The organism is Mycobacterium intermedium (assembly GCF_002086275.1).
Lineage (GTDB): Bacteria > Actinomycetota > Actinomycetes > Mycobacteriales > Mycobacteriaceae > Mycobacterium > Mycobacterium intermedium.
Genome location: NZ_MVHT01000064.1, coordinates 19,550 through 39,332 on the forward strand (window position 1 = coordinate 19,550; position 19,783 = coordinate 39,332).

The 19,783-nt window shown below is 66.9% G+C and carries 20 protein-coding genes and 2 pseudogenes; 9 read left to right on the forward strand and 13 right to left on the reverse strand.

The genetic code is table 11. From position 1 onward, the window contains the following. Window positions 1-85: 85 nt before the first annotated feature. A pseudogene (locus BST27_RS20550) lies at window positions 86-715 on the reverse strand (carboxymuconolactone decarboxylase family protein); the annotation flags it as partial. A gap of 68 nt (window positions 716-783) precedes the next feature. Between BST27_RS20550 and BST27_RS20555 the strand changes: the two are divergent. Next, window positions 784-1,242, forward strand: coding sequence for a condensation domain-containing protein (locus BST27_RS20555; protein ID WP_069420417.1), 459 nt, complete (start codon window positions 784-786; stop codon window positions 1,240-1,242). Here the strand turns inward: BST27_RS20555 and BST27_RS20560 are convergent. From BST27_RS20560 to sdhC, 5 genes are all read right to left on the reverse strand, one after another. Then, on the reverse strand, window positions 1,239-2,093 hold the full coding sequence (locus BST27_RS20560; RefSeq protein WP_069420418.1) for an SCO6745 family protein: 855 nt from the start codon (window positions 2,091-2,093) through the stop codon (window positions 1,239-1,241). The genes BST27_RS20555 and BST27_RS20560 overlap by 4 nt on opposite strands. 208 nt (window positions 2,094-2,301) lie before the next feature. Further along, window positions 2,302-3,108, reverse strand: a complete 807-nt coding sequence (locus tag BST27_RS20565) for a succinate dehydrogenase iron-sulfur subunit (RefSeq protein WP_069420419.1) — start codon at window positions 3,106-3,108, stop codon at window positions 2,302-2,304. Then, complete coding sequence (sdhA, locus tag BST27_RS20570) at window positions 3,108-4,862, reverse strand: succinate dehydrogenase flavoprotein subunit (protein WP_069420467.1); 1,755 nt, start codon at window positions 4,860-4,862, stop codon at window positions 3,108-3,110. The genes BST27_RS20565 and sdhA overlap by 1 nt, the downstream gene beginning before the upstream one ends. A gap of 59 nt (window positions 4,863-4,921) precedes the next feature. Further along, complete coding sequence (locus BST27_RS20575) at window positions 4,922-5,398, reverse strand: succinate dehydrogenase hydrophobic membrane anchor subunit (RefSeq protein ID WP_069420420.1); 477 nt, start codon at window positions 5,396-5,398, stop codon at window positions 4,922-4,924. Further along, window positions 5,395-5,733, reverse strand: a complete 339-nt coding sequence (sdhC, locus tag BST27_RS20580; protein WP_069420421.1) for a succinate dehydrogenase, cytochrome b556 subunit — start codon at window positions 5,731-5,733, stop codon at window positions 5,395-5,397. Before sdhC ends, BST27_RS20575 begins: the two co-directional genes overlap by 4 nt. A 258-nt stretch (window positions 5,734-5,991) precedes the next feature. Here sdhC and BST27_RS20585 point away from each other — a divergent pair, with 258 nt between their 5' ends. The 5 genes and pseudogenes from BST27_RS20585 to BST27_RS34560 form a co-directional block, all read left to right on the forward strand. Continuing rightward, window positions 5,992-6,396 carry a cytidine deaminase gene (locus BST27_RS20585; protein ID WP_069420422.1) on the forward strand — a complete coding sequence of 135 codons (405 nt, stop codon included), beginning with the start codon at window positions 5,992-5,994 and terminating at the stop codon, window positions 6,394-6,396. Next, on the forward strand, window positions 6,389-7,696 hold the full coding sequence (locus BST27_RS20590; RefSeq protein WP_069420423.1) for a thymidine phosphorylase: 1,308 nt from the start codon (window positions 6,389-6,391) through the stop codon (window positions 7,694-7,696). The genes BST27_RS20585 and BST27_RS20590 overlap by 8 nt, the downstream gene beginning before the upstream one ends. Further along, window positions 7,693-8,781: an adenosine deaminase gene (locus tag BST27_RS20595; protein ID WP_069420424.1), complete on the forward strand. Its 1,089-nt coding sequence runs from the start codon at window positions 7,693-7,695 to the stop codon at window positions 8,779-8,781. Before BST27_RS20590 ends, BST27_RS20595 begins: the two co-directional genes overlap by 4 nt. A 174-nt stretch (window positions 8,782-8,955) precedes the next feature. Continuing rightward, the gene (locus tag BST27_RS32505) at window positions 8,956-9,099 is read left to right on the forward strand and encodes a hypothetical protein (RefSeq protein WP_156789280.1); all 144 of its coding nucleotides are present in this window, start codon (window positions 8,956-8,958) and stop codon (window positions 9,097-9,099) included. A gap of 199 nt (window positions 9,100-9,298) precedes the next feature. Then, a pseudogene (locus BST27_RS34560) lies at window positions 9,299-9,439 on the forward strand (PE family protein); the annotation flags it as partial. Between the two features lie 85 nt (window positions 9,440-9,524). Here the strand turns inward: BST27_RS34560 and BST27_RS20605 are convergent. From BST27_RS20605 to BST27_RS20625, 5 genes are all read right to left on the reverse strand, one after another. Beyond that, window positions 9,525-10,427, reverse strand: coding sequence for an alpha/beta fold hydrolase (locus BST27_RS20605; protein ID WP_069420425.1), 903 nt, complete (start codon window positions 10,425-10,427; stop codon window positions 9,525-9,527). Beyond that, complete coding sequence (locus tag BST27_RS20610; RefSeq protein ID WP_069420426.1) at window positions 10,427-11,008, reverse strand: hypothetical protein; 582 nt, start codon at window positions 11,006-11,008, stop codon at window positions 10,427-10,429. Before BST27_RS20610 ends, BST27_RS20605 begins: the two co-directional genes overlap by 1 nt. A gap of 10 nt (window positions 11,009-11,018) precedes the next feature. Then, window positions 11,019-11,582, reverse strand: coding sequence for a PE family protein (locus tag BST27_RS20615; protein ID WP_069420427.1), 564 nt, complete (start codon window positions 11,580-11,582; stop codon window positions 11,019-11,021). A gap of 164 nt (window positions 11,583-11,746) precedes the next feature. Then, window positions 11,747-13,036: a protein export chaperone SatS gene (satS, locus tag BST27_RS20620; protein WP_069420428.1), complete on the reverse strand. Its 1,290-nt coding sequence runs from the start codon at window positions 13,034-13,036 to the stop codon at window positions 11,747-11,749. A gap of 48 nt (window positions 13,037-13,084) precedes the next feature. Next, on the reverse strand, window positions 13,085-13,987 hold the full coding sequence (locus tag BST27_RS20625; RefSeq protein ID WP_069420429.1) for an alkaline phosphatase family protein: 903 nt from the start codon (window positions 13,985-13,987) through the stop codon (window positions 13,085-13,087). A gap of 93 nt (window positions 13,988-14,080) precedes the next feature. On the opposite strand from BST27_RS20625, the gene upp reads away from it, so the two are divergent. Then, the gene (gene upp / locus BST27_RS20630) at window positions 14,081-14,704 is read left to right on the forward strand and encodes a uracil phosphoribosyltransferase (RefSeq protein ID WP_069420430.1); all 624 of its coding nucleotides are present in this window, start codon (window positions 14,081-14,083) and stop codon (window positions 14,702-14,704) included. A gap of 1 nt (window position 14,705) precedes the next feature. On the opposite strand, the gene BST27_RS20635 is transcribed toward upp, so the two are convergent. Then, window positions 14,706-16,307: a phospho-sugar mutase gene (locus BST27_RS20635; RefSeq protein WP_069420431.1), complete on the reverse strand. Its 1,602-nt coding sequence runs from the start codon at window positions 16,305-16,307 to the stop codon at window positions 14,706-14,708. A 7-nt stretch (window positions 16,308-16,314) separates the two neighbouring features. Continuing rightward, window positions 16,315-17,121: a purine-nucleoside phosphorylase gene (locus BST27_RS20640; RefSeq protein WP_069420432.1), complete on the reverse strand. Its 807-nt coding sequence runs from the start codon at window positions 17,119-17,121 to the stop codon at window positions 16,315-16,317. 376 nt (window positions 17,122-17,497) lie between these two features. On the opposite strand from BST27_RS20640, the gene BST27_RS20645 reads away from it, so the two are divergent. Together BST27_RS20645 and BST27_RS20650 are read left to right on the forward strand one after the other, a co-directional pair. After that, a complete protein-coding gene (locus tag BST27_RS20645) occupies window positions 17,498-18,703 on the forward strand; it encodes a M20 family metallopeptidase (RefSeq protein ID WP_069420433.1) in 1,206 nt (401 codons plus the stop codon). Then, window positions 18,700-19,783: amidohydrolase (locus BST27_RS20650; protein WP_083148606.1), on the forward strand; the 1,084-nt coding region annotated here is incomplete at its 3' end. The genes BST27_RS20645 and BST27_RS20650, both read left to right, overlap by 4 nt.

Genomic DNA, 19,783 nt, shown 5'->3' on the forward strand with positions numbered 1-19,783 from the left:
GCTCGCCAAGGGGTCGCGCCGCGAGCGTGCTCATTTGTACGCGACACACCGGTGAAACGCGTACATTTGCGCGCGCTCGGAGTGACTAGCTTTCGGCGGAAACCTCGGTGGCCCAGGGAACCCGGCAGGCGTCGCCGGAATTGAAGCCCTGCTCGGTGATGCCCAGCGCCGCGTACATCCGGGCGCGCATGTTCTCTACGCCGATCTGGTAGCTCAGCTCGAGCACGCCGGCGTCGCCGAAGCGGGCCCGCAGATCGGCGACCTGCTCGTCGGTCACCGAATGCGGGTCGGTGGTCATGGCGTCGGCGTAGGCGATGGCGGCGCGCTCGTCGTCACTGAAGCGCGGTGACGTGGCGTAGTTGTCGATGTCCTTGAGCCGTTCCATGTCGAGGCCTTCCAGACGCTGCAGCATGGACCCGAAGTCCACGCACCAGGAGCAGCCGATGGTGCGGGCGGTCCAGAACACCGCCAGTTCACGCACGCTGACGGGAAGTGTCTGCGACGCTCGCTGCAGCAAGGTCTCGTGCACCGCATTCGCCATTAACAAGCGGGGATGATGCGCGACGACGGAGAATGGCTCTGGGACCTCGCCGAAGCGTCGTTTGGCGACGCGGTACATGAGCCGGGTCAGGAACCCGGCGCGGTCGGGGGACAGGGGTTGGATGCGTGTTTTCTGTGTCATGCCCATCTGACGAGACAGCCCGCCGATCTGTGACATGCGGTCCAAGAATTTTCCAAGAATCCATCAAGAATCCGACAAGTAGCACGTCAGAGGCTCTGAGAGTGACCTACCAAACGTCTTCCTACTGGACTTTCACCGAGCTTCCGCGGCCGCAGGACATCGAGGACTTGGCACACGCTGAGGTGCTGGTCGCCGATTCACGGTTGGACCAGAGCTTGATCCGCGCCGCCGTCGACGAGGTTTTCGAAGCCAACCCCACCCTGGGGTCGGTGTTCGAACCGTGGTGTGACCGCTGGATGGCGCGTCCGGGGGGTTCGTGGGCCTGGGCGGTGGAGCCGCCGGGCGCGACGGTCGCCGAGGTCATCGCACGTCAGCGCTCAGCCTTCGACATGCGCCTCGGCAGATTGTTCGGGGTGTCGCTGTTGCCCGGAACTCCCGACCGGCTGGTGCTCACCGCCAGTCACCTGTGCGTGGACGACGAGTCGTGGCAGGCCGTGGTCGAGGAGGTCGTGACGGCCTATGACGCGGGCCAGCTGGAACCCGAAGCCGACCGGACTTAGAAGTCGCGCCGAATGCTCATTGGTGTGACGTCGGGTATGTCGGCCCCAGCCTGCCGGGCGATCGGCGTCAGCGCCTGAAACAACGTTTCGAGTTCGGCGTCGTCGAGACCGTCGAACACATGCAGCGCGAGCGTGTCGGTGACCGTCTCGATCTGGTCCTTGAATTGGCGTCCCGCCGACGTCAGCGAGCCATCGTCAGCCAGGAGGCCACGCGCGGCCAGGCTCTGCTCGCACGCACTCCATTCGGCGTCGTCGTAGTGACGGGACCGCATCAAGTATTCCTTCGGCACCCCCGCGGCTGCGCTGTGCAGCACGTTGGATTCCCGCCCGGAGACGCCCGCGGCGGTCAGCACCGCCACGTGGCCGTCACCGCGGTGCTCGCGCAGCAGCGTGGTCGCGTGCCACAGCGCTGCCACCGGGTCGTCCGGCCACGGCAGGGCGCGGTTCGCCGCGAACAGCGCCCGACCGTCGACCGCCGCACCCTCTACCGCACGGGCGGCCAATTGTGCTGCGGTGCGGACGTTTTCGTCATCAGTGACACCCAAGCGCCGCAGTGCCGCGACCGCAGAATGTTCGCGGGCCCGCAAGGCTTGCTGTGGGCCGGCGATCTCCCACGCCGCCGGAATCGCCTTGGCCACCCGCGCCGGGGCGAAGTTGTAGAAGACGGCCGTCACGACCTCGGGCGGGACCTGGCCCAAGGGTGCGGACCGTGCTGCGAAGTAGCCCATGAAGAAGCCGCGATAGCCGAGGTCGTCGAAAGCCTCACGCGCTTCGGGCGCAAAGTACGTGACGGCATGGATGGGCTCGAAGCGGTCATAGAACTGCCGAGCCAGTTCAGGTGTCCGTTGCACTTCTGCAGCTAAGCACTTTTCACTCATCGCCCTGATGGTGGGGGTGGACACGGTCTGCTGCCCGGCGGGGGACACCGAGGCGGGGGTGTTCCCGCTGGCGGGTGGTGCTGCGGCCGGCCCAGCTGTGGCAGGCGGACGCAAAATCCCCATTTCCTTGCAGGGAACAGCGGATTTTGCGGCTGCCGGCGGGATTGAGCCGCGCTGCCGACTAACGGGAGAACATCAGGGCGCGCTTGACCTCTTGGATCGCCTTGGTGACCTCGATGCCGCGCGGGCAGGCCTCGGTGCAGTTGAACGTGGTCCGGCAGCGCCACACGCCGTCGACTTCGTTGAGGATGTCGAGCCGCTCGCCGGCAGCCTCGTCGCGGCTGTCGAAGATGAACCGGTGCGCGTTGACGATCGCCGCCGGGCCGAAGTAGCTGCCCTCGTTCCAGAACACCGGGCAGCTGGTGGTGCAGCATGCGCACAGGATGCACTTCGTGGTGTCGTCGTAGCGGGCGCGGTCGGTAGGACTCTGGATCCGTTCCCGGGTGGGCGGGTTGCCGCTGGTAATTAGATACGGCTTGATGGCGCGGTAGGCGTCGAAGAACGGCTCCATGTCGACCACCAGGTCCTTCTCGACCGGCAGCCCGCGAATCGGCTCGACCGTGACGGTCAACTGCTTGCCGGGCTTCTTGGGCAGCAGGTCCCGCATCAGCACCTTGCAGGCCAGTCGGTTGACGCCGTTGATGCGCATGGCGTCCGAGCCGCACACGCCGTGTGCGCAGGAGCGGCGGAAGGTCAACGTCCCGTCCAGGTAACCCTTGATGTAGAGCAGCAGGTTGAGTAGCCGGTCGGTGGGCAGGCACGGCACCCGGAAGCTCTGCCAGCCGCCGGTGGCGGCGAACCGCTCGGGGTCGTCGGGGTTGTACCGGGCGATCTTGAGCGTCACCATCACCGCGCCGTCCGGAACCGGAGGCAGCGGCGGCTGCAGTGTCTGGACCTCGACAGTGTCGCCAGCGGACTCAGCGCTCATCAGTACTTCCGTTCCTTCGGCTCGTAGCGGGTCTGCACGACGGGTTTGAAGTCCAGCCTGATGTCGCTGAGCAGGTCGGTGCCCTCCTTGTACGCCATGGTGTGCCGCATGTAGTTGACGTCGTCGCGGTTGGGATAGTCCTCGCGGGCATGCCCGCCGCGGGATTCCTTGCGGTTCAAGGCGCCGACCACCGTGACCTCGGCCAGCTCCAGCAGGAAGCCCAGCTCGATGGCCTCCAGCAGGTCGCTGTTGAAGCGTTTTCCCTTGTCTTGCACTGTGATTCGCGAATAACGCTCTTTCAACGCGTGAATGTCGTTGAGCGCCTGCTTCAAGGTCTCCTCGGTGCGGAACACGGCGGCGTTGTTGTCCATCGACTGCTGCAGCGCGCTCCGGATATCGGCCACGCGCTCGTTGCCGTGCTCGGACAAGATGTCGCCGACCCAGCCGACCACCATTTTCTCCGGATTCGGAGGCATGTCGGTGAAGTCGTTGTTCTGGGCGTAAGCGGACGCCGCGAGGCCGGCCCGCCGGCCGAACACATTGATGTCGAGCAGCGAGTTGGTGCCCAGTCGGTTCGCGCCGTGCACGGACACGCAGGCACATTCACCGGCCGCGTACAGGCCGGGGACGGTGTTGGTGTTGTCGCGCAGCACCTGACCGCCGACGGTGGTGGGGATGCCGCCCATCAAGTAGTGGCACGTCGGGTACACCGGGACCAACTCGGTGACCGGGTCCACCCCGAGGTAGGTGCGGGCGAATTCGGTGATGTCGGGCAGCTTGGACTCCAGCACGTCCTCGCCGAGGTGCCGGACGTCGATGTGGACGTAATCCTTGTGCGGACCGCAACCGCGTCCCTCCAGGACCTCCAACACCATTGAGCGGGCGACGATGTCGCGGGGTGCCAGGTCGACGATCGTCGGGGCGTAGCGTTCCATGAACCGCTCGCCGTCGGCATTGAGCAGCCGGCCGCCCTCGCCGCGGACCGCCTCGGAGATCAAGATGCCCAGGCCGGCCAGACCGGTCGGATGGAACTGGTGAAACTCCATGTCCTCCAAGGGAAGTCCCTTGCGGAACACGATGCCGATGCCGTCGCCGGTGAGCGTGTGCGCGTTGGACGTGGTCTTGTACATCCGCCCCGAGCCGCCCGTCGCCAACACCACGGCCTTGGCATGGAACACATGGATATCCCCGGTGGCCAGTTCGTAAGCGACCACCCCGGTGGCCACCGGGCCGGTCGGGGTCTGGGTGAGTACCAGGTCGAGCGCGTAGAACTCGTTGAAGAACTGCACATCGTGTTTGACGCAGTTCTGATACAGCGTCTGCAGGATCATGTGGCCGGTCCGGTCGGCCGCATAGCAGGCGCGGCGCACCGGGGCCTTGCCGTGCTCGCGGGTGTGCCCGCCGAACCGGCGCTGGTCGATGCGGCCCTCGGGGGTGCGGTTGAACGGCATCCCCATCTTTTCCAGGTCGAGCACCGCGTCGATGGCTTCCTTGCACATGATCTCGACGGCGTCCTGGTCAGCCAGATAGTCGCCACCCTTGACGGTGTCGAACGTGTGCCACTCCCAGTTGTCGTCTTCGACGTTGGCCAGCGCGGCGCACATGCCGCCTTGCGCGGCCCCGGTGTGGCTTCGGGTGGGATAGAGCTTGGTCAGCACCGCCGTGCGAACACGCGGGCCCGCCTCCACGGCGGCACGCATTCCGGCGCCCCCGGCGCCGACGATCACAACGTCGTATCGGTGTTGCTGAATCACCGCCGCCACCGACAATGCGCGTTGCGATGAGAAACAGGTGGCGCAAACATGACAGCCTTTCAGGAAATGTTCGGGTTGAACGTCATCAGTACGTAGGTGCCGAGCACCAAGGTGAACCCCATCGACAACAGCAGCAGGCTGTTCAGCCAGAAACGTGTGCTGTTCTTGCGGCTGTAGTCGTCGATGATGGTGCGCAGACCGTTGCCACCGTGGAATTGCGCCAACCACAGCAGCGCCAGATCCCAGAATTGCCAGAACGGCGACGCCCAGCGCGACGCGACGTAGTTGAAGTCAATGCGATAGACACCGTTTTCCCACATCAACATCACGAACAAGTGCCCCAGCGCAAGGAACACCAGCGCGACGCCGGAAAACCGCATGAACAGCCAGGCGAATTTCTCGAAGTTGGGTATGCCGCCGCGGCGCCGCGGCGAGCGCGGGTTGTCCAGGCTTGCCGGACGGTCGTGGAAGCGTTGCCGAACCGGCGCGATCTGGCTCCGCGTGTTTCGGGAGCCGAGCTGGTCTGTTGTGCTCATCGGAAGTGCTCCCACATGTGGATGCCCTGCACGACCCCGGCCATGACCAGCAGCAGCAGGAATACGACGGCGACGATCCATAGCATCAGCCGCTGGTACCGCGGTCCCTCCGACCAGAAGTCGATGAGGATGATGCGAATTCCGTTCAGTCCGTGAAACAGAACGGCGGCCACGAGGCCGTATTCCATGAGCCCGACGACGGGGGTTTTGTAGGTCGCGAGAACCTCGTTGTAGATCTGCGGGCTGACGCGCAGCATCGCGGCGTCAAGTACGTGGACGAACAGGAAAAAGAAAATCGTCGCTCCGCTGATGCGATGCAGCACCCACGACCACATTCCGGGATCTCCCCGATACAAAGTCCGGGGTGGTCGCCGCTTGCGCGATGATCCCGGCGCTTTGAGGGCCGGATCCGCGGTTGCCGTCATGTCTTTACCGCCTTATACACACCGTCATCAAACGCTTTGGCCGGGCAACGCGAGCTTAACGTTTGTAACGTTGATGCGGTACCAGACAATCCCCTTCCGATTGTGTGTCGTGGCACAGGTTAGGGTGGGCTATCTTGGGTCGACTCATTGGAGGGCGGGGTTCGTGCAATGAGTGATGTTGACTGGAAAGTGTTGCGCGACAAAGCGATACAAGTCGCATCCGCCGCCTACGCGCCGTATTCGGGGTTCCCTGTCGGTGCGGCCGCCCTGGTTGACGACGGGCGTGTCGTCGTTGGTTGCAATGTGGAAAACGTCTCATATGGTCTTGGTCTCTGTGCGGAATGTTCGGTGGTGTGTGCCCTGTATTCCAGTGGCGGCGGACGGCTGGTGGCGCTGGCCTGTGTGGACGGTGCCGGGGACCCGCTGATGCCGTGCGGACGGTGTCGTCAGGTCTTGCTCGAGCACGGCGGGCCGGAGTTGTTGATCGACCATCCGGCTGGGCCGCGCCGGTTGGGCGACCTGCTGCCCGACGCCTTCGGTCCCGAGGATCTCGCCAGGAATTCCGTTGAGTGACTTAGAGTTCGATGCGCCGACGATCATCCGGACCAAGCGGGACGGCGGTCGGTTGTCCGATGCCGCCATCGACTGGATCGTTCAGGGTTACACCGACGGCCGGGTCGCTCCCGAACAGATGTCGGCTTTGCTGATGGCGATTGTGTTGCGCGGCATGGATCGTGGCGAGATCGCGCGGTGGACCGAGGCGATGCTGAACTCGGGCGAGATGCTCGACTTCCGCGATCTGAGGTCCAGCGGCGAGCCTGGAAAGCCGCTGCCGACGGTGGGCAAGCACTCCACCGGCGGGGTGGGGGACAAGACCACGCTGGTATTGGTGCCCGTCATCGCCGCCTGTGGCGCCGCGGTACCGAAGTCGTCGGGCCGCGGGCTCGGTCATACCGGCGGCACCCTGGACAAGCTCGAATCGATCGCGGGCTTCACCGCGGAGCTGTCCGATCAGCGGGTGCGTGAACAGCTGTGCGACATCGGTGCGGCGATCTTTGCCGCCGGCCGCCTGGCGCCGGCCGACAAGAAGTTGTATGCGTTGCGTGACATCACCGGCACCACCGAGTCGCTGCCGTTGGTCGCCAGTTCGGTGATGAGCAAGAAGCTCGCCGAAGGGGCCGGCGCGCTGGTGCTCGACGTGAAGGTCGGGTCGGGGGCTTTGGTGAAGACCGAGGCGGAGAGTCGCGAGCTGGCCCAGACCATGGTTGAAGTGGGCGTCGCGCATGGGGTGCCGACCCGCGCGCTGCTGACGGATATGAGTTGCCCGCTGGGCGCGACCGTCGGCAACGCGCTCGAGGTGCAGGAGTCGCTGGACGTGCTGGCCGGCGGCGGTCCGCCGGACGTCGTGGAGCTCACGCTGCGGCTGGCGGCCGAGATGCTCGAGCTCGCCGGCATCGACGACCGCGATCCGGCGCAGACGCTGCGCGACGGCACGGCGATGGACCGCTTTCGCCGGCTGGTGGCCGCACAGGGTGGGGATTTGTCGCAACCGTTGCCTATTGGTCGGTATTCGGACACCGTGGTCGCCGGCCGAAGCGGCACAATGGGCAACATAGACGCGTTGCAAGTAGGGCTGGCGGCATGGCGGCTCGGCGCAGGCAGATCTGCGCCGGGTGCGCGGGTGCAGCACGGGGCCGGGGTCCGGATCCACCGCCACCCGGGCGATCCTGTGGTGGCCGGTGAAGTGTTGTTCACGCTGTACACCGACACCCCGGAACGTCTCGGCGCCGCGATTGGCGAGCTGGACGGCGCCTGGACCGTGGGCGACCCATCGGAGCCGCGGCCGCTGATCATCGATCGGATCACCCCATGACCACCCCGCTGAACTTCGAAACCATCAAACAAGCGCCCAAGGCCCTGCTACACGACCACCTCGACGGCGGGTTGCGCCCGGAGACCGTCCTGGACATAGCCGGCCAGATCGGTTACGACGAGTTGCCGGCCACCGAGGCCGACGCGTTGGCGAACTGGTTTCGCACCCAGTCGCACAGCGGCTCGTTGGAGCGCTATCTGGAACCGTTCTCCCACACCGTCGCGGTGATGCAGACCCCCGACGCGCTGTATCGGGTCGCCTACGAATGCGTGGAGGACCTGGCCGCCGACGCGGTGGTGTACGCCGAGGTTCGGTTCGCGCCCGAGTTGCACATCGAACGCGGGCTGTCGTTCGACGAGGTTGTCGACGCGGTGTTGGCCGGCTTTGCCGCCGGCGAAAAGGCTTGTGCCGCAGACGGTCATCCCATCGTCGTGCGGTGTCTGGTCACCGCGATGCGGCACGCCGCACTGTCCCGGGAGATCGCCGAATTGGCGATCCGGTTCCGCGACAAGGGCGTCGTCGGCTTCGACATCGCCGGCGCCGAAGCCGGGCACCCGCCGACCCGGCACCTGGACGCGTTCGAATACATGCGGGATAACAACGCGCGCTTCACAATTCACGCTGGCGAAGCGTTCGGTCTGCCCTCCATTCACGAGGCGATCGCATTCTGTGGAGCCGATCGGCTGGGGCACGGCGTGCGAATCACCGACGACATCACCGTGGCCCCCGACGGTAGCGTCAAGCTGGGCAGGCTTGCATCAATCCTGCGGGACAAGCGAATTCCGCTGGAGATGTGTCCGAGCTCCAATGTGCAGACCGGCGCGGTCAAAAGCATCGCCGAGCACCCCTTCGATCTGCTGGCCCGCACGCGCTTCCGGGTGACGGTCAACACCGACAACCGGTTGATGAGCGATACGACGATGAGCCAGGAGATGCATCGTCTGGTGGAGGCCTTTGGTTACGGCTGGGCCGATCTGCAGCGGTTCACCATCAATGCGATGAAGTCGGCGTTCATTCCCTTTGATGAGCGGCTGGCGATCATCGACGAGGTAATCAAGCCGCGGTACGCGGTGCTGATCGGGTAGCGGCAGGTCAGCGCCGCCGAGTCAGCGAAATTACCTAGGGAGAAGTCGTGTCCCTACCGGATGCGTACGACTCGGGTCTGGCGGATTTACGCGTTCCAACCGATGGAGGGCGCGGCGGAAGTTGGGACATTCGAAGTGTCCAAATCTTGAAGCACTTCCTGAAGGGATCCGACCATGAAGTTTCGCACCCGTACCGTCTCCGGCTCAGAAACCGGCTCGACCGAGCGCCGCAGTCGCCACCAGCCGCGCCAACAAGCCCCCAAGCGCTACTCGTTCCTTGACGACTCCTGCATGGCGCGTGCGATGAACCGGCTTTGATGAACCAGTTGCACTGCTCTGAATATTATTCCGGCATAAGGCCCTCAGAGAATGATTCAAGAGGATGTTGCATCAATGGAACTAAGGTGCCATAGCCGTGTAATGGCAGCTCGATATCGGCGCAGAAGGTCTTCGACAGAGACGCGAGCCTCATGCCGGCGTAATCGGTACTCGGTAGGAGGGCTACATGTCACACGTGATGGTGGTGCCGGAGTCGATGGAGGCAACGGCAACGGATCTGGCGAACATTGGTGACACGCTGAAGGCGGCGCACTTGGAAGCGGCGGGTCCGACGCTCGCGATGCTGCCCCCCGCCGCCGATGAGGTCTCTGCGAGTATCGCCAACCTTTTTCCCGACGAGGTCCCAGCGCATCTTTTTCCGCTGACATGCGTCGCGCCGGTCCCTGGTCCGCCTAGTAGGGCTACTAGCGAGGCAGACCGGCGTCGCGGGCGCAGGCGGCAAAGATCGCGTCCCAGTCTTCGATGGCGAAATGCCCCTTGCCGCGGGCCCAGTGGAAGTCGACGTCCGGAATCGTGCGCTCGTAGTACTCACCCATCGCGCGCGGCACAAATGAGTCGCAGTCACCTAGCCAGATATGAGTCGGCACCGCCACCTCGGAGACCTCGAACTCCCACGGTCGGTACTCGAGAAATGACTCGTAAGCTCCGCCGCGACTGCCCTGCCGGAACGCCTCCAACTGCATGGCGCGGAAATGACGCGAAAAACTTTCGTCGCGCAGGTGACGCTGGTCGACGGCGGGGACCGTAGCCGCCACAATTCGGCAAAACAGCCCCGGCGCATGTTTGGCGCACCAGCCGAGTGGCGCAAATAAGGCATTGAACGGACCCGGCCCGTGCTGTGCCGCGCGCGCATAGAAACGGTCCGCGGTGTTGAGACTGTCCATGATCTCCGGCGTCGCGAGCGGTCCCCACGGTCCGAGCGCGCCGATGAACGTCAGTCGCGCCGGCGGGATGAAGACGCCGCAGGCGAACAGGTGCGGCCCCGCTCCCGAGTGCCCGACGGCACCGAACTCGTCCAGCCCCAGCGCGTCGGCCAACGCGCACACATCCGTCGGCCAATCGCGGAACGTGCGTCCCTCCTGGAAGGTGGAGCGACCAAACCCGGGGCGATCGACGGAAATCAGCCTGAAGCCGTTGCGCCGCGCGGCGCCGTCGGCGAATGCCGCCTCCAGACGCGAACTTGGTGTGCCGTGAAAGTAAAACGCGGGATAGCCGGCGGGGTCGCCCCACTCGAGGTAGGCGAGAACGCGCCCGTCGGGCAGCGTGCAGAGCTCGGCCTCGTCGCTGCGGGTGCGTTCGGGCAGCATCAGCAAGTGGCTTCCAGGAACGCGCGCCCACGCGGCGACAAGCGGTAGCCGACATCGAGGCTGATCGTCAGGCCGAGCTCCTTGAGTCGACGCACCCGCCGCTTGAACCGCGGCACGTCCAGTCCCTCGCCGGCCGCCAGGTTCGGCGCCCGCACGGCCTCGTTGTCCGAGATGAGTCGCAGGTAGTGCCGCGTCCACGGACCGGAGTCACTGGCGGCGTCGAGCCGGTCGAGGCGGGCGGCAATCGCGGCAATGTCGGCGGCCGTCAAGGCGTCGTCCGCGGCCAGCGCGGGACGCTCGTCGGCGCCCACGAATGAGACCGAGATGAGGTAGGTGTGCTTGGCCGGCCTTCGGTTCAACTCGGCCTGGGCGGTCGCCGCATCGGAATAGCCCGCGGCCCGCGCTTCATGTCCGGTCACCTGATAGTCGGGTGGGTGCTCGACGACCTCGTCGATGCGGATGGTGCCGGCCATCGTCCGCTGCGTGCCACCGGGTTTGGCTCGCGGAGCGTCCCAGCGCCGCAATACCAGGCTGATGCTGCCGTTCGCGATGCCCTCGGCGGTGGCGCGGTTGAGCAGCACACGGCTGATGCTATGTGACGGTGAAGGTCCAACCTTCGAGGAAAGGCAGGAACAAGATCTTCCAGAAATCCCCTAGCGGGAATGCGTTCGGGAAAAACGCGGACAGCACTATGTAGAACGGCAGATACGACAGAGCGATCGGGATCCAAAACGGCCAGAACAGGAACAGGAAGATCTGGTTGACCACGGTATCGATGAAGTTGTTGATGGCCATGTTCAACGCGTCGTACCAGGGAATTCCGGTACCGGCGGCCGGCGCCGCCTCGGGGATCTTCGGCGCTAGCAGGGATGCATTGGCGGCTTCGGCGCTGGCGTAGGCGTTGGCGGTCGCCGTTAACTGCTGCACGAACTTCTCGTGGAAGGCCGCTGCGTGTCCCGCCGCTTGCTGGTATTCGGCCGCGTGTTGGGCAAACAGCTGCGCGATGCCCGCCGAAACTTCGTCGGCAGCCGCGGGGAGCAGGGCCCCGGTGTGAGTAGCCGCCTTCAGGCGTGCCGCGTCAACGGCCGAACCGATTGCTGCCAAATCCGTCGTCGCCGCCTGCACAAACTGCGGCACCGCGATCACGTACGACATAGTTCATCCTCCCCAATGACCGGCCCCGGGTCCGGCGTAGAGGATTATTTTGTCCGACGCGGCGCTTTGCTGGCTATACCTTTGGTGCCTTCAGATGGTGCCTTTAGCGCCGGGTCGCCGCAGATCCAGCGGTATGAACGGTATGACGCGACACGCCCAAGCCGCTATTCGCGCCGCAGCCGGCCTTCCACAAAGGCCTCCAGCCGTTCCCACTCGCGCACGGCTGCGGCATACGGCGGCTTGGGCTCGGGTGCAGAGTCGGGGTCCAACACGTAGGCGACGAGCTTGCCCAACGCCTTGTTCGTCTCCAGCGCCTTGTCGACCGTGCTCTCCTCCGAGTAGTCGCCGATGTCGCGCAGCAACTCGACGGCCAAATCGAGCTGCTCACGGTCGACCGCGTCGGGGCCGTCGGCGAAGTCGTCGGCGAGGCCGCTCAACACGTAGACGTTGTCGTCGGTGACGTCGACCTGCAGCGAGCCGTCGGTCGCGGCGGTGCGGATGTCGTCATAGGTGGCCAGGTCCGACAAGTCGTGGTCGTGCTCGTCGGCAAGGTAGCGAGCCAAAGCACGCTCCGAGGTGAAGACGCTGATCCGGCCGTTGCGGCCCAGGAAGATCGGCTGGTCGTCCAGGTAGCAGCGCAGCGTGTAGAAGGTACCGGCACCGGTCATGATCTGGATCGGGTCGATGCCCACCTGCGCCCAGAAGTCCTCGTCGCTGCCCAGGATCACCGTGTCGCCGGCGGCGCGCTCTTCCTCTTCGTCTTCCTCGTCGGTGTCCTCGTCCGCGTCCTCCGCCTCGGCTTCGTCGGCCGCCTCGTCGGTTTCGCCGCCCTCGGACTCCTCTTCCTCTTCTTCGATTTCCTCTTCAAGCTCCTCGGCGGCCTTCTCCGAAAGCTTCTCGTCGACCTCCGGGATGGTCGCGATCTCATCGATGGCGTTGAGCACGTCGTCCCAGCTGCGAGCGATCACGTCGGCGATCGCGTCCCAGCGCTTCTGGCCCGCCTTGCCCGTGAAGTTCTCGATTCCGCCGGACACCGTGCCCAGGATCGGGTTGCCGTTGAAGAATTTCGACACCGCGGGCAGCTCGCACACCGAACCGATGGACGACACGATCGCCAGGGCCCCGGCCAGCGCGGCCACCGACTCCTCGGTCGGCTTTTCGGCCAGCAACTCCTCGACGACGACGAGATCGAACTCCTTGTCGGCGGCCGGCTCGAACTTGTGCGCGTGCGCCTCGGTCAGCCGCTGCCACCCCGGGTGGTCCACCAGGTCGTTGTCGGTGTCACTGCGCACGAAGGCGACCAGGTCCGCGACACTCTCGAAGACGTACAGGTCTTCGTCCTTGCCCAGGAACGCCTCCCACTCGTCTCCAGCGTCGCGCCAGCGGGGTGCCCACACGGTGTAGCGGTCACCCTCGGACAGGCTCAGGCGGATGGGCACGAGGTCAGCAGCCATGCGGCAAAGGATAGCGACGACCCGTCCGCGGGCCCGTCCCCGGTGGGGTTACGCGGCCCAAATGCTGGCGATGGGCGGGGCGGTCGCCGCGTAGCCCGTCTTGGGCAAGCCGTACATCTGCTCCAGCGTGGACAGCACGTTGTAGTGGCTGATCGTCTCGTTGTAGGTGCCCGGCTGGATGTGGGCGCCGTAGAACACGGTCGGGATCTGATTGCGGCTATGGCCGTCGTCCTCGTCCCAGGTCACGATGAGCAGGCTGTTGTTGGCTCGGGCCCAGTTGGCGTAGGCGGAAAAGTTGCGGTTGAGCCAGGCATCGCCCTGAGCGATCGAGCCGTCGTGCATGTCGTTGTCGCCGTTGGGAATGACGAACGCCACCGTCGGCAGGCTGGCGTAGTTGGCCGGAGTCGGAAACGCGGTAAACGGCACCGAGAGCGTCGGCGGCACATTGGTGAAGTTGACCCACGGCACGTGCTTGCGTCCGTACTTGCCCGCGGCGCACACCGTCGAGCCGACCGCGGGTAAGTCCTCGGCGTAGCCCACGAAGGTGCGGCCGGCGGCGAGCAGTTCGGAGGCCAGGTTGGGCGCCGCGCCGGCGTTCACCGGGCAAGAGTTCTCCTTCAGCCCGAAGGTGTCGCCCGCGAACAGCGCCAGGTAGTTCGGCTCGCTCGGATGGGTTTCGGCGAACGACTGCGCCATCATGGCGCCACCGGCGGCCAGCGCATTGATGAACGGCGCCGACGGGTTGCCGATGATGTTGGACTGCGACCGGTTTTCCTCGACGACGATCACCACGTGCGAGTAGGTCGGCAGCGGGGCCGCGCTCAGAGTCAACGGCGGCGCGGGCGCGGCGGGCGCGGTGTCGAGCCCGCCTGCGGGCAGCGCCAACGCCACCGCGCCGACTACCACCAACGCCCGATATGCCCTGGTCAGAGGCCCCCGCAACCGCCACATGCCGGGAGTATATGGGCGGATCCGTGGCGCGCTGGGGATGGAAGTTCGCGTGTCAGGCCCCCTGCACCCGATCGTTATATAAGGTCACACCCCGTGGACGTGCACGTCATTGACCATCCGCTGGCCGCGGCGCGACTGACCGCGCTGCGCGACAAGCGCACCGGCAACGCCGCCTTCCGGGCAGCGTTGCGTGAGCTGACCCTGATGCTCGTCTACGAGGCCACGCGCAATTTGCCCAGCGAACCGGTCCCGATCTGCACGCCGCTCGCCGAGACGGTCGGGTCGCGGCTGGCCAGGCCGCCACTGCTGGTAACGGTGCTGCGGGCGGGGTTGGGCATGGTCGATGAAGCGCACGCGGCGCTGCCGGAGGCGCATGTCGGGTTCATCGGCGTCGCCCGCAACGAGGAAACGCATGAACCCGTGCCGTATATGGAGTCGCTGCCCGACGACCTTTCCGACGTGCCGGTGATGGTGCTCGACCCGATGCTGGCCACCGGGGGTTCCATGACGCACACCGTCGGCCTGCTGCAGCGCCGCGGCGCCGTCGACATCACCGTGCTCTGTGTGGTGGCCGCGCCGGAAGGCATCGCCGCGCTGGAGAAGGTGGCCCCGAACCTGCGGTTGTTCACCGCGGCCATCGACGAAGGGCTCAACGAGATCGCCTATATCGTGCCCGGTTTGGGTGATGCCGGGGACCGCCAGTTCGGCCCCCGGTAGGTCACCAGCGCTGTATCTCTGCGACGAGTTGCCGGCTCAGGGCCTCCGCCCGCTGTCGGGCTGCTGCCAATTCTCCGGACACCGCGCAGCGAACCTCCGTGTAGCACTTGAGCTTTGGCTCGGTGCCCGACGGGCGGACCACCACCCGGACCGAGGCGTCCGCGTCACCGCCGGTGAAGATCAGCGCATCGGTGATGTCGGTGACGGCCGCGTCGAGGTCGGCCAGTCGACGCGGCGGATCCGCGCGGAGTCGGCGCATGATGTCCGCGGCCTCGTCGACGTCGGCGAGGCGATGCGGCACCGCGGCAACCTGGTGCACCCCGTACCGCCGGGCGAGCCGGTCGAGGACGTCGGAAACGTTGTGGCCCTTGGCCTTCAGGCTGGCCACCAGGTCACACACCAACACCGCCGCGCTGATGCCGTCCTTGTCGCGCACGGCGGCGGGGTCGACGCAGTGTCCGATCGCTTCCTCGTAGGCGTAGACCAGGGTGCCGCCGGGGACGTCCGCATCGGCGCGCGCCAGCCACTTGAATCCGGTGAGGGTCTCCACGTGGACGGCGCCATGATCGGCCGCGATGGCCGACAGCATGCGCGACGACACCACGGTACTGGCGACCACCCGGATTCCGGGTTGCCCGCCTTGCTGGCCGGACAGGATGTAATCGCCTAGTAGCCAACCGGTTTCGTCGCCGGACAGCATTCGCCAGCCCGCTTCCCCTACCTTCCCCACGGGGATTCCGACTGCGCAGCGGTCGGCGTCGGGATCCAGCGCGATCGCGACGTCGGCGGAGACGTCGGCAGCCAGGGTGAGCAGTGCGTCGGCGGCGCCCGGCTCCTCGGGATTGGGAAACGCCACCGTGGGGAAGTCCGGGTCGGGAGCGAATTGTGTTGCGACGGTGTGCACGTCGTCGAAACCGGCGCGCCGCAGCGTTTCGACGGCCACCGCGCCGCCCACGCCATGCAGCGCCGTCAGGGCGACCCGGACCGATCCGCCTCCGCGTCGCACGCCGGCCGCGCGCTCGATGTAGCGCTCGACGAGGTCGGTGTCGGCGGGTGAAACAGGTGTGCGGGGTATTTGGTCGGCCGGCGGCGCCGCGGCCATCGCCTCCTCGATGTCCCGGTCGGTGGGGGAGATGATCTGCAGCCCGCCGTCGAAGTACACCTTGTAGCCGTTGTCGGAGGGCGGGTTGTGTGAGGCGGTGATCTGTATGCCGGCGGCCGAGCCGGTGGCGCGCACCGCGAACGCCACCACCGGGGTGGGCACCTGTCCGGGCAGTAGCAGCGTCGAAAACCCCTGGGCGGCAAGTACTTCTGCGGCTGCGGCGCCGAACTCGGCCGACCCGTGCCGGGCGTCTCGGCCCACGATCACCTGCTGACCGGCCAGGCCGCGTCGGGTGAGCACCCGGGCCACCGCCCAGGTGGCACGCAGCACCACTGCCAGGTTCATCGCGTCGGGGCCGCCGCGGACCGGGCCGCGCAGCCCGGCGGTGCCGAACTTGAGCGGGCGCGCGAACCTCGCCGCGAGTTCGTCGGGGTCGCAAGCGGCCAACTCGGCGGCGGTCGCCGGGTCGGGATCGTGCGCGATCCAGTCTTCGGGCTTCACTGGTGTGTCACATGCGAGCGATGACGTTGGCCAGGAGGGCGCCCATCGTCGCCGCCGAAGCGGCTCCGGCGGCCAGCACCTCGGCGTGGCTGAGCGGTTGGCCGGTGATCCCCGCCGCAAGATTCGTCACCAGGGAAACCCCCAGCACCTCGGCGCCCTCGGCACGCGCGGCGATGGTCTCGTGGACGGTGGACATGCCCACCAGGTCGGCGCCCAGCGTCTGCAGCATCCGGATCTCGGCGGGCGTCTCGTAGTGCGGACCGGGCAGCGCGGCGTAGACGCCCTCGGCCAAGGCCGGGTCGGCTTGCCGGGCCAGCGCGCGCAGGCGCGGGGAGTAGGCGTCGGTCAGGTCGACGAAGTGGGGCCCGACCAACGGCGAGCGCGCAGTCAGGTTCAGGTGGTCGCTGATCAGCACCGGCTGGCCGACCCGCAGGTCCGGCCGCAGTCCGCCGGCAGCGTTGGTGAGCACGATGATCTCCGCCCCCGCGGCGCACGCCGTGCGTACCGGATGCACGACATGTTGCAGGTCGTGTCCCTCGTAGGCATGGATGCGACCGGCCAGCACCAGCACCCGATGCGCGCCTATCCGGATGGAGAGCAGTTCGCCGGTGTGCCCGACGGCGCGGGGCGGGGCGAAGCCGGGCACCTCGACCTGTGGCAGCACGGCCTCGGCAGGGCCGAGGGCCGCGATGGCGGGCGCCCACCCCGACCCGAGAACGACCGCGACGTCGTGCTCGGGGCTTCCGGTGCGTTCGGCGATGACCTGTGCCGCCTGTCGCGCGAGCGCTGCGGGGTCTGGCGGCGGGCTGGTCACACTGGGGGAGCCTAGCCCGGTGACGGCGAGCGCCGGTACGGCGCGAGTGAGGAGGCGGGCAATTGGGGCTAGCCCGGTGACGGCGAGCGCCGGTACGGCGCGAGTGAGGAGGCGGGCAATTGGGGCTAGCCCGGTGACGGCGAGCGCCGGTACGGCGCGAGTGAGGAGGCGGGCAATTGGGGCTAGCCCGGTGACGGCGAGCGCCGGTACGGCGCGAGTGAGGAGGCGGGCAATTGGGGCTAGCCCGGTGACGGCGAGCGCCGGTACGGCGCGAGTGAGGAGGCGGGCAATTGGGGCTAGCCCGGTGACGGCGAGCGCCGGTACGCCCGTTGGCGGAGTTTGGGCCGTGATGCGTGGTGGATGGGATACTGCCAACATGCCCGCAGCCACCGCCCTGGATGACGTCGAGGAATTGGTGCGCCGCCGCGGCGACGAGCTGGTCGAGTTATCCCACGCCATCCACGCCGAGCCGGAGCTCGCCTTCGCCGAGCACCGCAGCTGTGCCAAGGCGCAGACGCTGGTCGCCGAGCGGGGATTCGAGATCACTCGGGCAGCCGGTGGATTGGAGACGGCGTTCCGAGCCGACTACGGTAGCGGGCCTTTGGTCGTCGGCATCTGCGCCGAGTACGACGCGCTTCCGGAGATCGGGCACGCCTGCGGGCACAACATCATTGCGGCGTCGGCGGTCGGGACCGCGCTGGCGCTGGCAGAGGTGGCCGACGATCTGGGCCTGACCGTGGCCTTGCTGGGCACTCCCGCCGAGGAGTCGGGTGGCGGGAAGGCCTTGATGCTGGAGGCGGGCGCCTTTGACGATGTCGCGGTCGCGGTGATGGTGCACCCCGGCCCGACAGATATCGCCGGCACCCGGTCTTTGGCGTTGTCCGAGGTGACGGTGGACTACCGGGGCAAGGAATCGCATGCCGCCGTCGCGCCGCACCTGGGTCTCAATGCCGCCGACGCGGTGACGGTTGCGCAGGTGGCGATCGGGCTGCTGCGCCAACACCTGGCGCCGGGCCAGATGACGCACGGCATCGTCACCCACGGCGGTGAGGCGGTCAACATCATCCCCGGGCGTGCGAGCCTGCACTACGCGATGCGCGCCATCGAGTCCGACTCGCTGCGCGAGTTGGAGGGCAAGATGTTCTCGTGCTTCGCCGCCGGTGCGTTGGCGGCTGGGTGCGAATACGAAATCGACAATTCCGCGCCGGCGTATCTCGAGCTCAAACCCGACCGCTGGCTGGTTGACGTATGCCGGGAGGAGTTGCGTCGTCTCGGGCGCGTGCCGGTGCCGCCGGATGTGGAGGCCGTGTTGCCGTTGGGCAGCACCGACATGGGCAACGTGACCCACGTGCTTCCGGGGATTCACCCGGTGATCGGTGTCGACGCCGGAGGCGCCACGGTTCATCAGCGCGCATTCGCGGCCGCGGCCGCCGGACCCAGCGCGGACCGCGCGGTCGTCGATGGCGCGATCATGTTGGCGCGCACCGTTGTTCAGCTTGCGCAGAACCCCGACGAGCGCGACCGGGTGCTCGCCGCCCAGCAGCGTCGGGCCAGCGGGGCCGCCGGCGGGGGACAATCATGAGTCTCGTCGACAGCGCCGAATCGTGGTTGGCCGCGCACTACGACGATCTGGTGGCGTGGCGTCGGCACATCCACCGCTACCCGGAACTGGGCCGTCAGGAATTCGCGACCACACAGTTCGTCGCCGAGCGGCTGGCGGACGTGGGGCTCAATCCCAAGGTGCTCCCCGGCGGGACCGGGCTGACGTGCGACTTCGGCCCCGAGCACAAGCCGAGGATCGCGCTGCGCGCCGACATGGATGCGCTGCCCATGGCCGAGCGCACCGGGGCGCCGTACGCCTCCACCATGCCGAATGTCGCGCACGCCTGTGGGCATGACGCGCACACCGCGATCCTGCTCGGGACGGCGTTGGCGCTGGCCTCGGTTCCGGAACTGCCGGTCGCCGTGCGCCTGGTGTTTCAGGCGGCCGAGGAGCTGATGCCCGGTGGGGCCATCGACGCGATCGCGGCGGGGGCGTTGACCGGGGTGTCGCGGATCTTCGCGCTGCACTGCGATCCGCGGCTGGAGGTCGGAAAGGTCGCTGTGCGGCCGGGGCCCATCACCTCGGCGGCAGACCAGATCGAGATCACGCTGTATTCACCCGGCGGCCACACGTCGCGCCCGCACCTGACCGCCGACCTGGTCTATGGGCTGGGCACGGTGATCACCGGCCTGCCAGGGGTCCTGTCGCGGCGCATCGACCCGCGCAACAGCACCGTCTTGGTGTGGGGTGCGGTCAACGCGGGCGTGGCTCCGAACGCCATCCCGCAGACAGGTGTGCTCTCCGGCACTGTGCGCACCGCCAGCCGTCACACCTGGATAGACCTCGAGGAGTTGATCCGCGAGTCTGTCGCGGGCCTGCTCGCCCCGCTGGCCATCGAGCACACGCTGCAATATCGGCGTGGGGTGCCGCCCGTGGTCAACGAGGACGTCTCGACGCGCATGCTCACCCATGCCATCGAGGCGATTGGGCCCGATGTGCTGGCCGACACCCGACAATCCGGCGGCGGCGAGGACTTTTCCTGGTATCTCGAGGAGGTGCCGGGGGCGAAGCACGAGAACATCTTGCCCTCCAACTCGCGCAGCGAGTCGGACTCGATGG

Bases quoted from the DNA above. Each gene is read 5' to 3' on its own strand.
- BST27_RS20565 (WP_069420419.1), bottom strand. From the start codon at position 3,108: ATGAGCGCTGAGTCCGCTGGCGACACTGTCGAGGTCCAGACACTGCAG.
- BST27_RS20585 (WP_069420422.1), top strand. From the start codon at position 5,992: ATGAGTGATGTTGACTGGAAAGTGTTGCGCGACAAAGCGATACAAGTC.
- BST27_RS32505 (WP_156789280.1), top strand. From the start codon at position 8,956: ATGAAGTTTCGCACCCGTACCGTCTCCGGCTCAGAAACCGGCTCGACC.
- BST27_RS20595 (WP_069420424.1), top strand. From the start codon at position 7,693: ATGACCACCCCGCTGAACTTCGAAACCATCAAACAAGCGCCCAAGGCC.
- satS (WP_069420428.1), bottom strand. From the start codon at position 13,036: ATGGCTGCTGACCTCGTGCCCATCCGCCTGAGCCTGTCCGAGGGTGAC.
- BST27_RS20605 (WP_069420425.1), bottom strand. From the start codon at position 10,427: ATGCTGCCCGAACGCACCCGCAGCGACGAGGCCGAGCTCTGCACGCTG.
- sdhC (WP_069420421.1), bottom strand. From the start codon at position 5,733: ATGTGGTCGTGGGTGCTGCATCGCATCAGCGGAGCGACGATTTTCTTT.
- BST27_RS20625 (WP_069420429.1), bottom strand. From the start codon at position 13,987: ATGTGGCGGTTGCGGGGGCCTCTGACCAGGGCATATCGGGCGTTGGTG.
- BST27_RS20645 (WP_069420433.1), top strand. From the start codon at position 17,498: ATGCCCGCAGCCACCGCCCTGGATGACGTCGAGGAATTGGTGCGCCGC.
- BST27_RS20575 (WP_069420420.1), bottom strand. From the start codon at position 5,398: ATGAGCACAACAGACCAGCTCGGCTCCCGAAACACGCGGAGCCAGATC.
- BST27_RS20615 (WP_069420427.1), bottom strand. From the start codon at position 11,582: ATGTCGTACGTGATCGCGGTGCCGCAGTTTGTGCAGGCGGCGACGACG.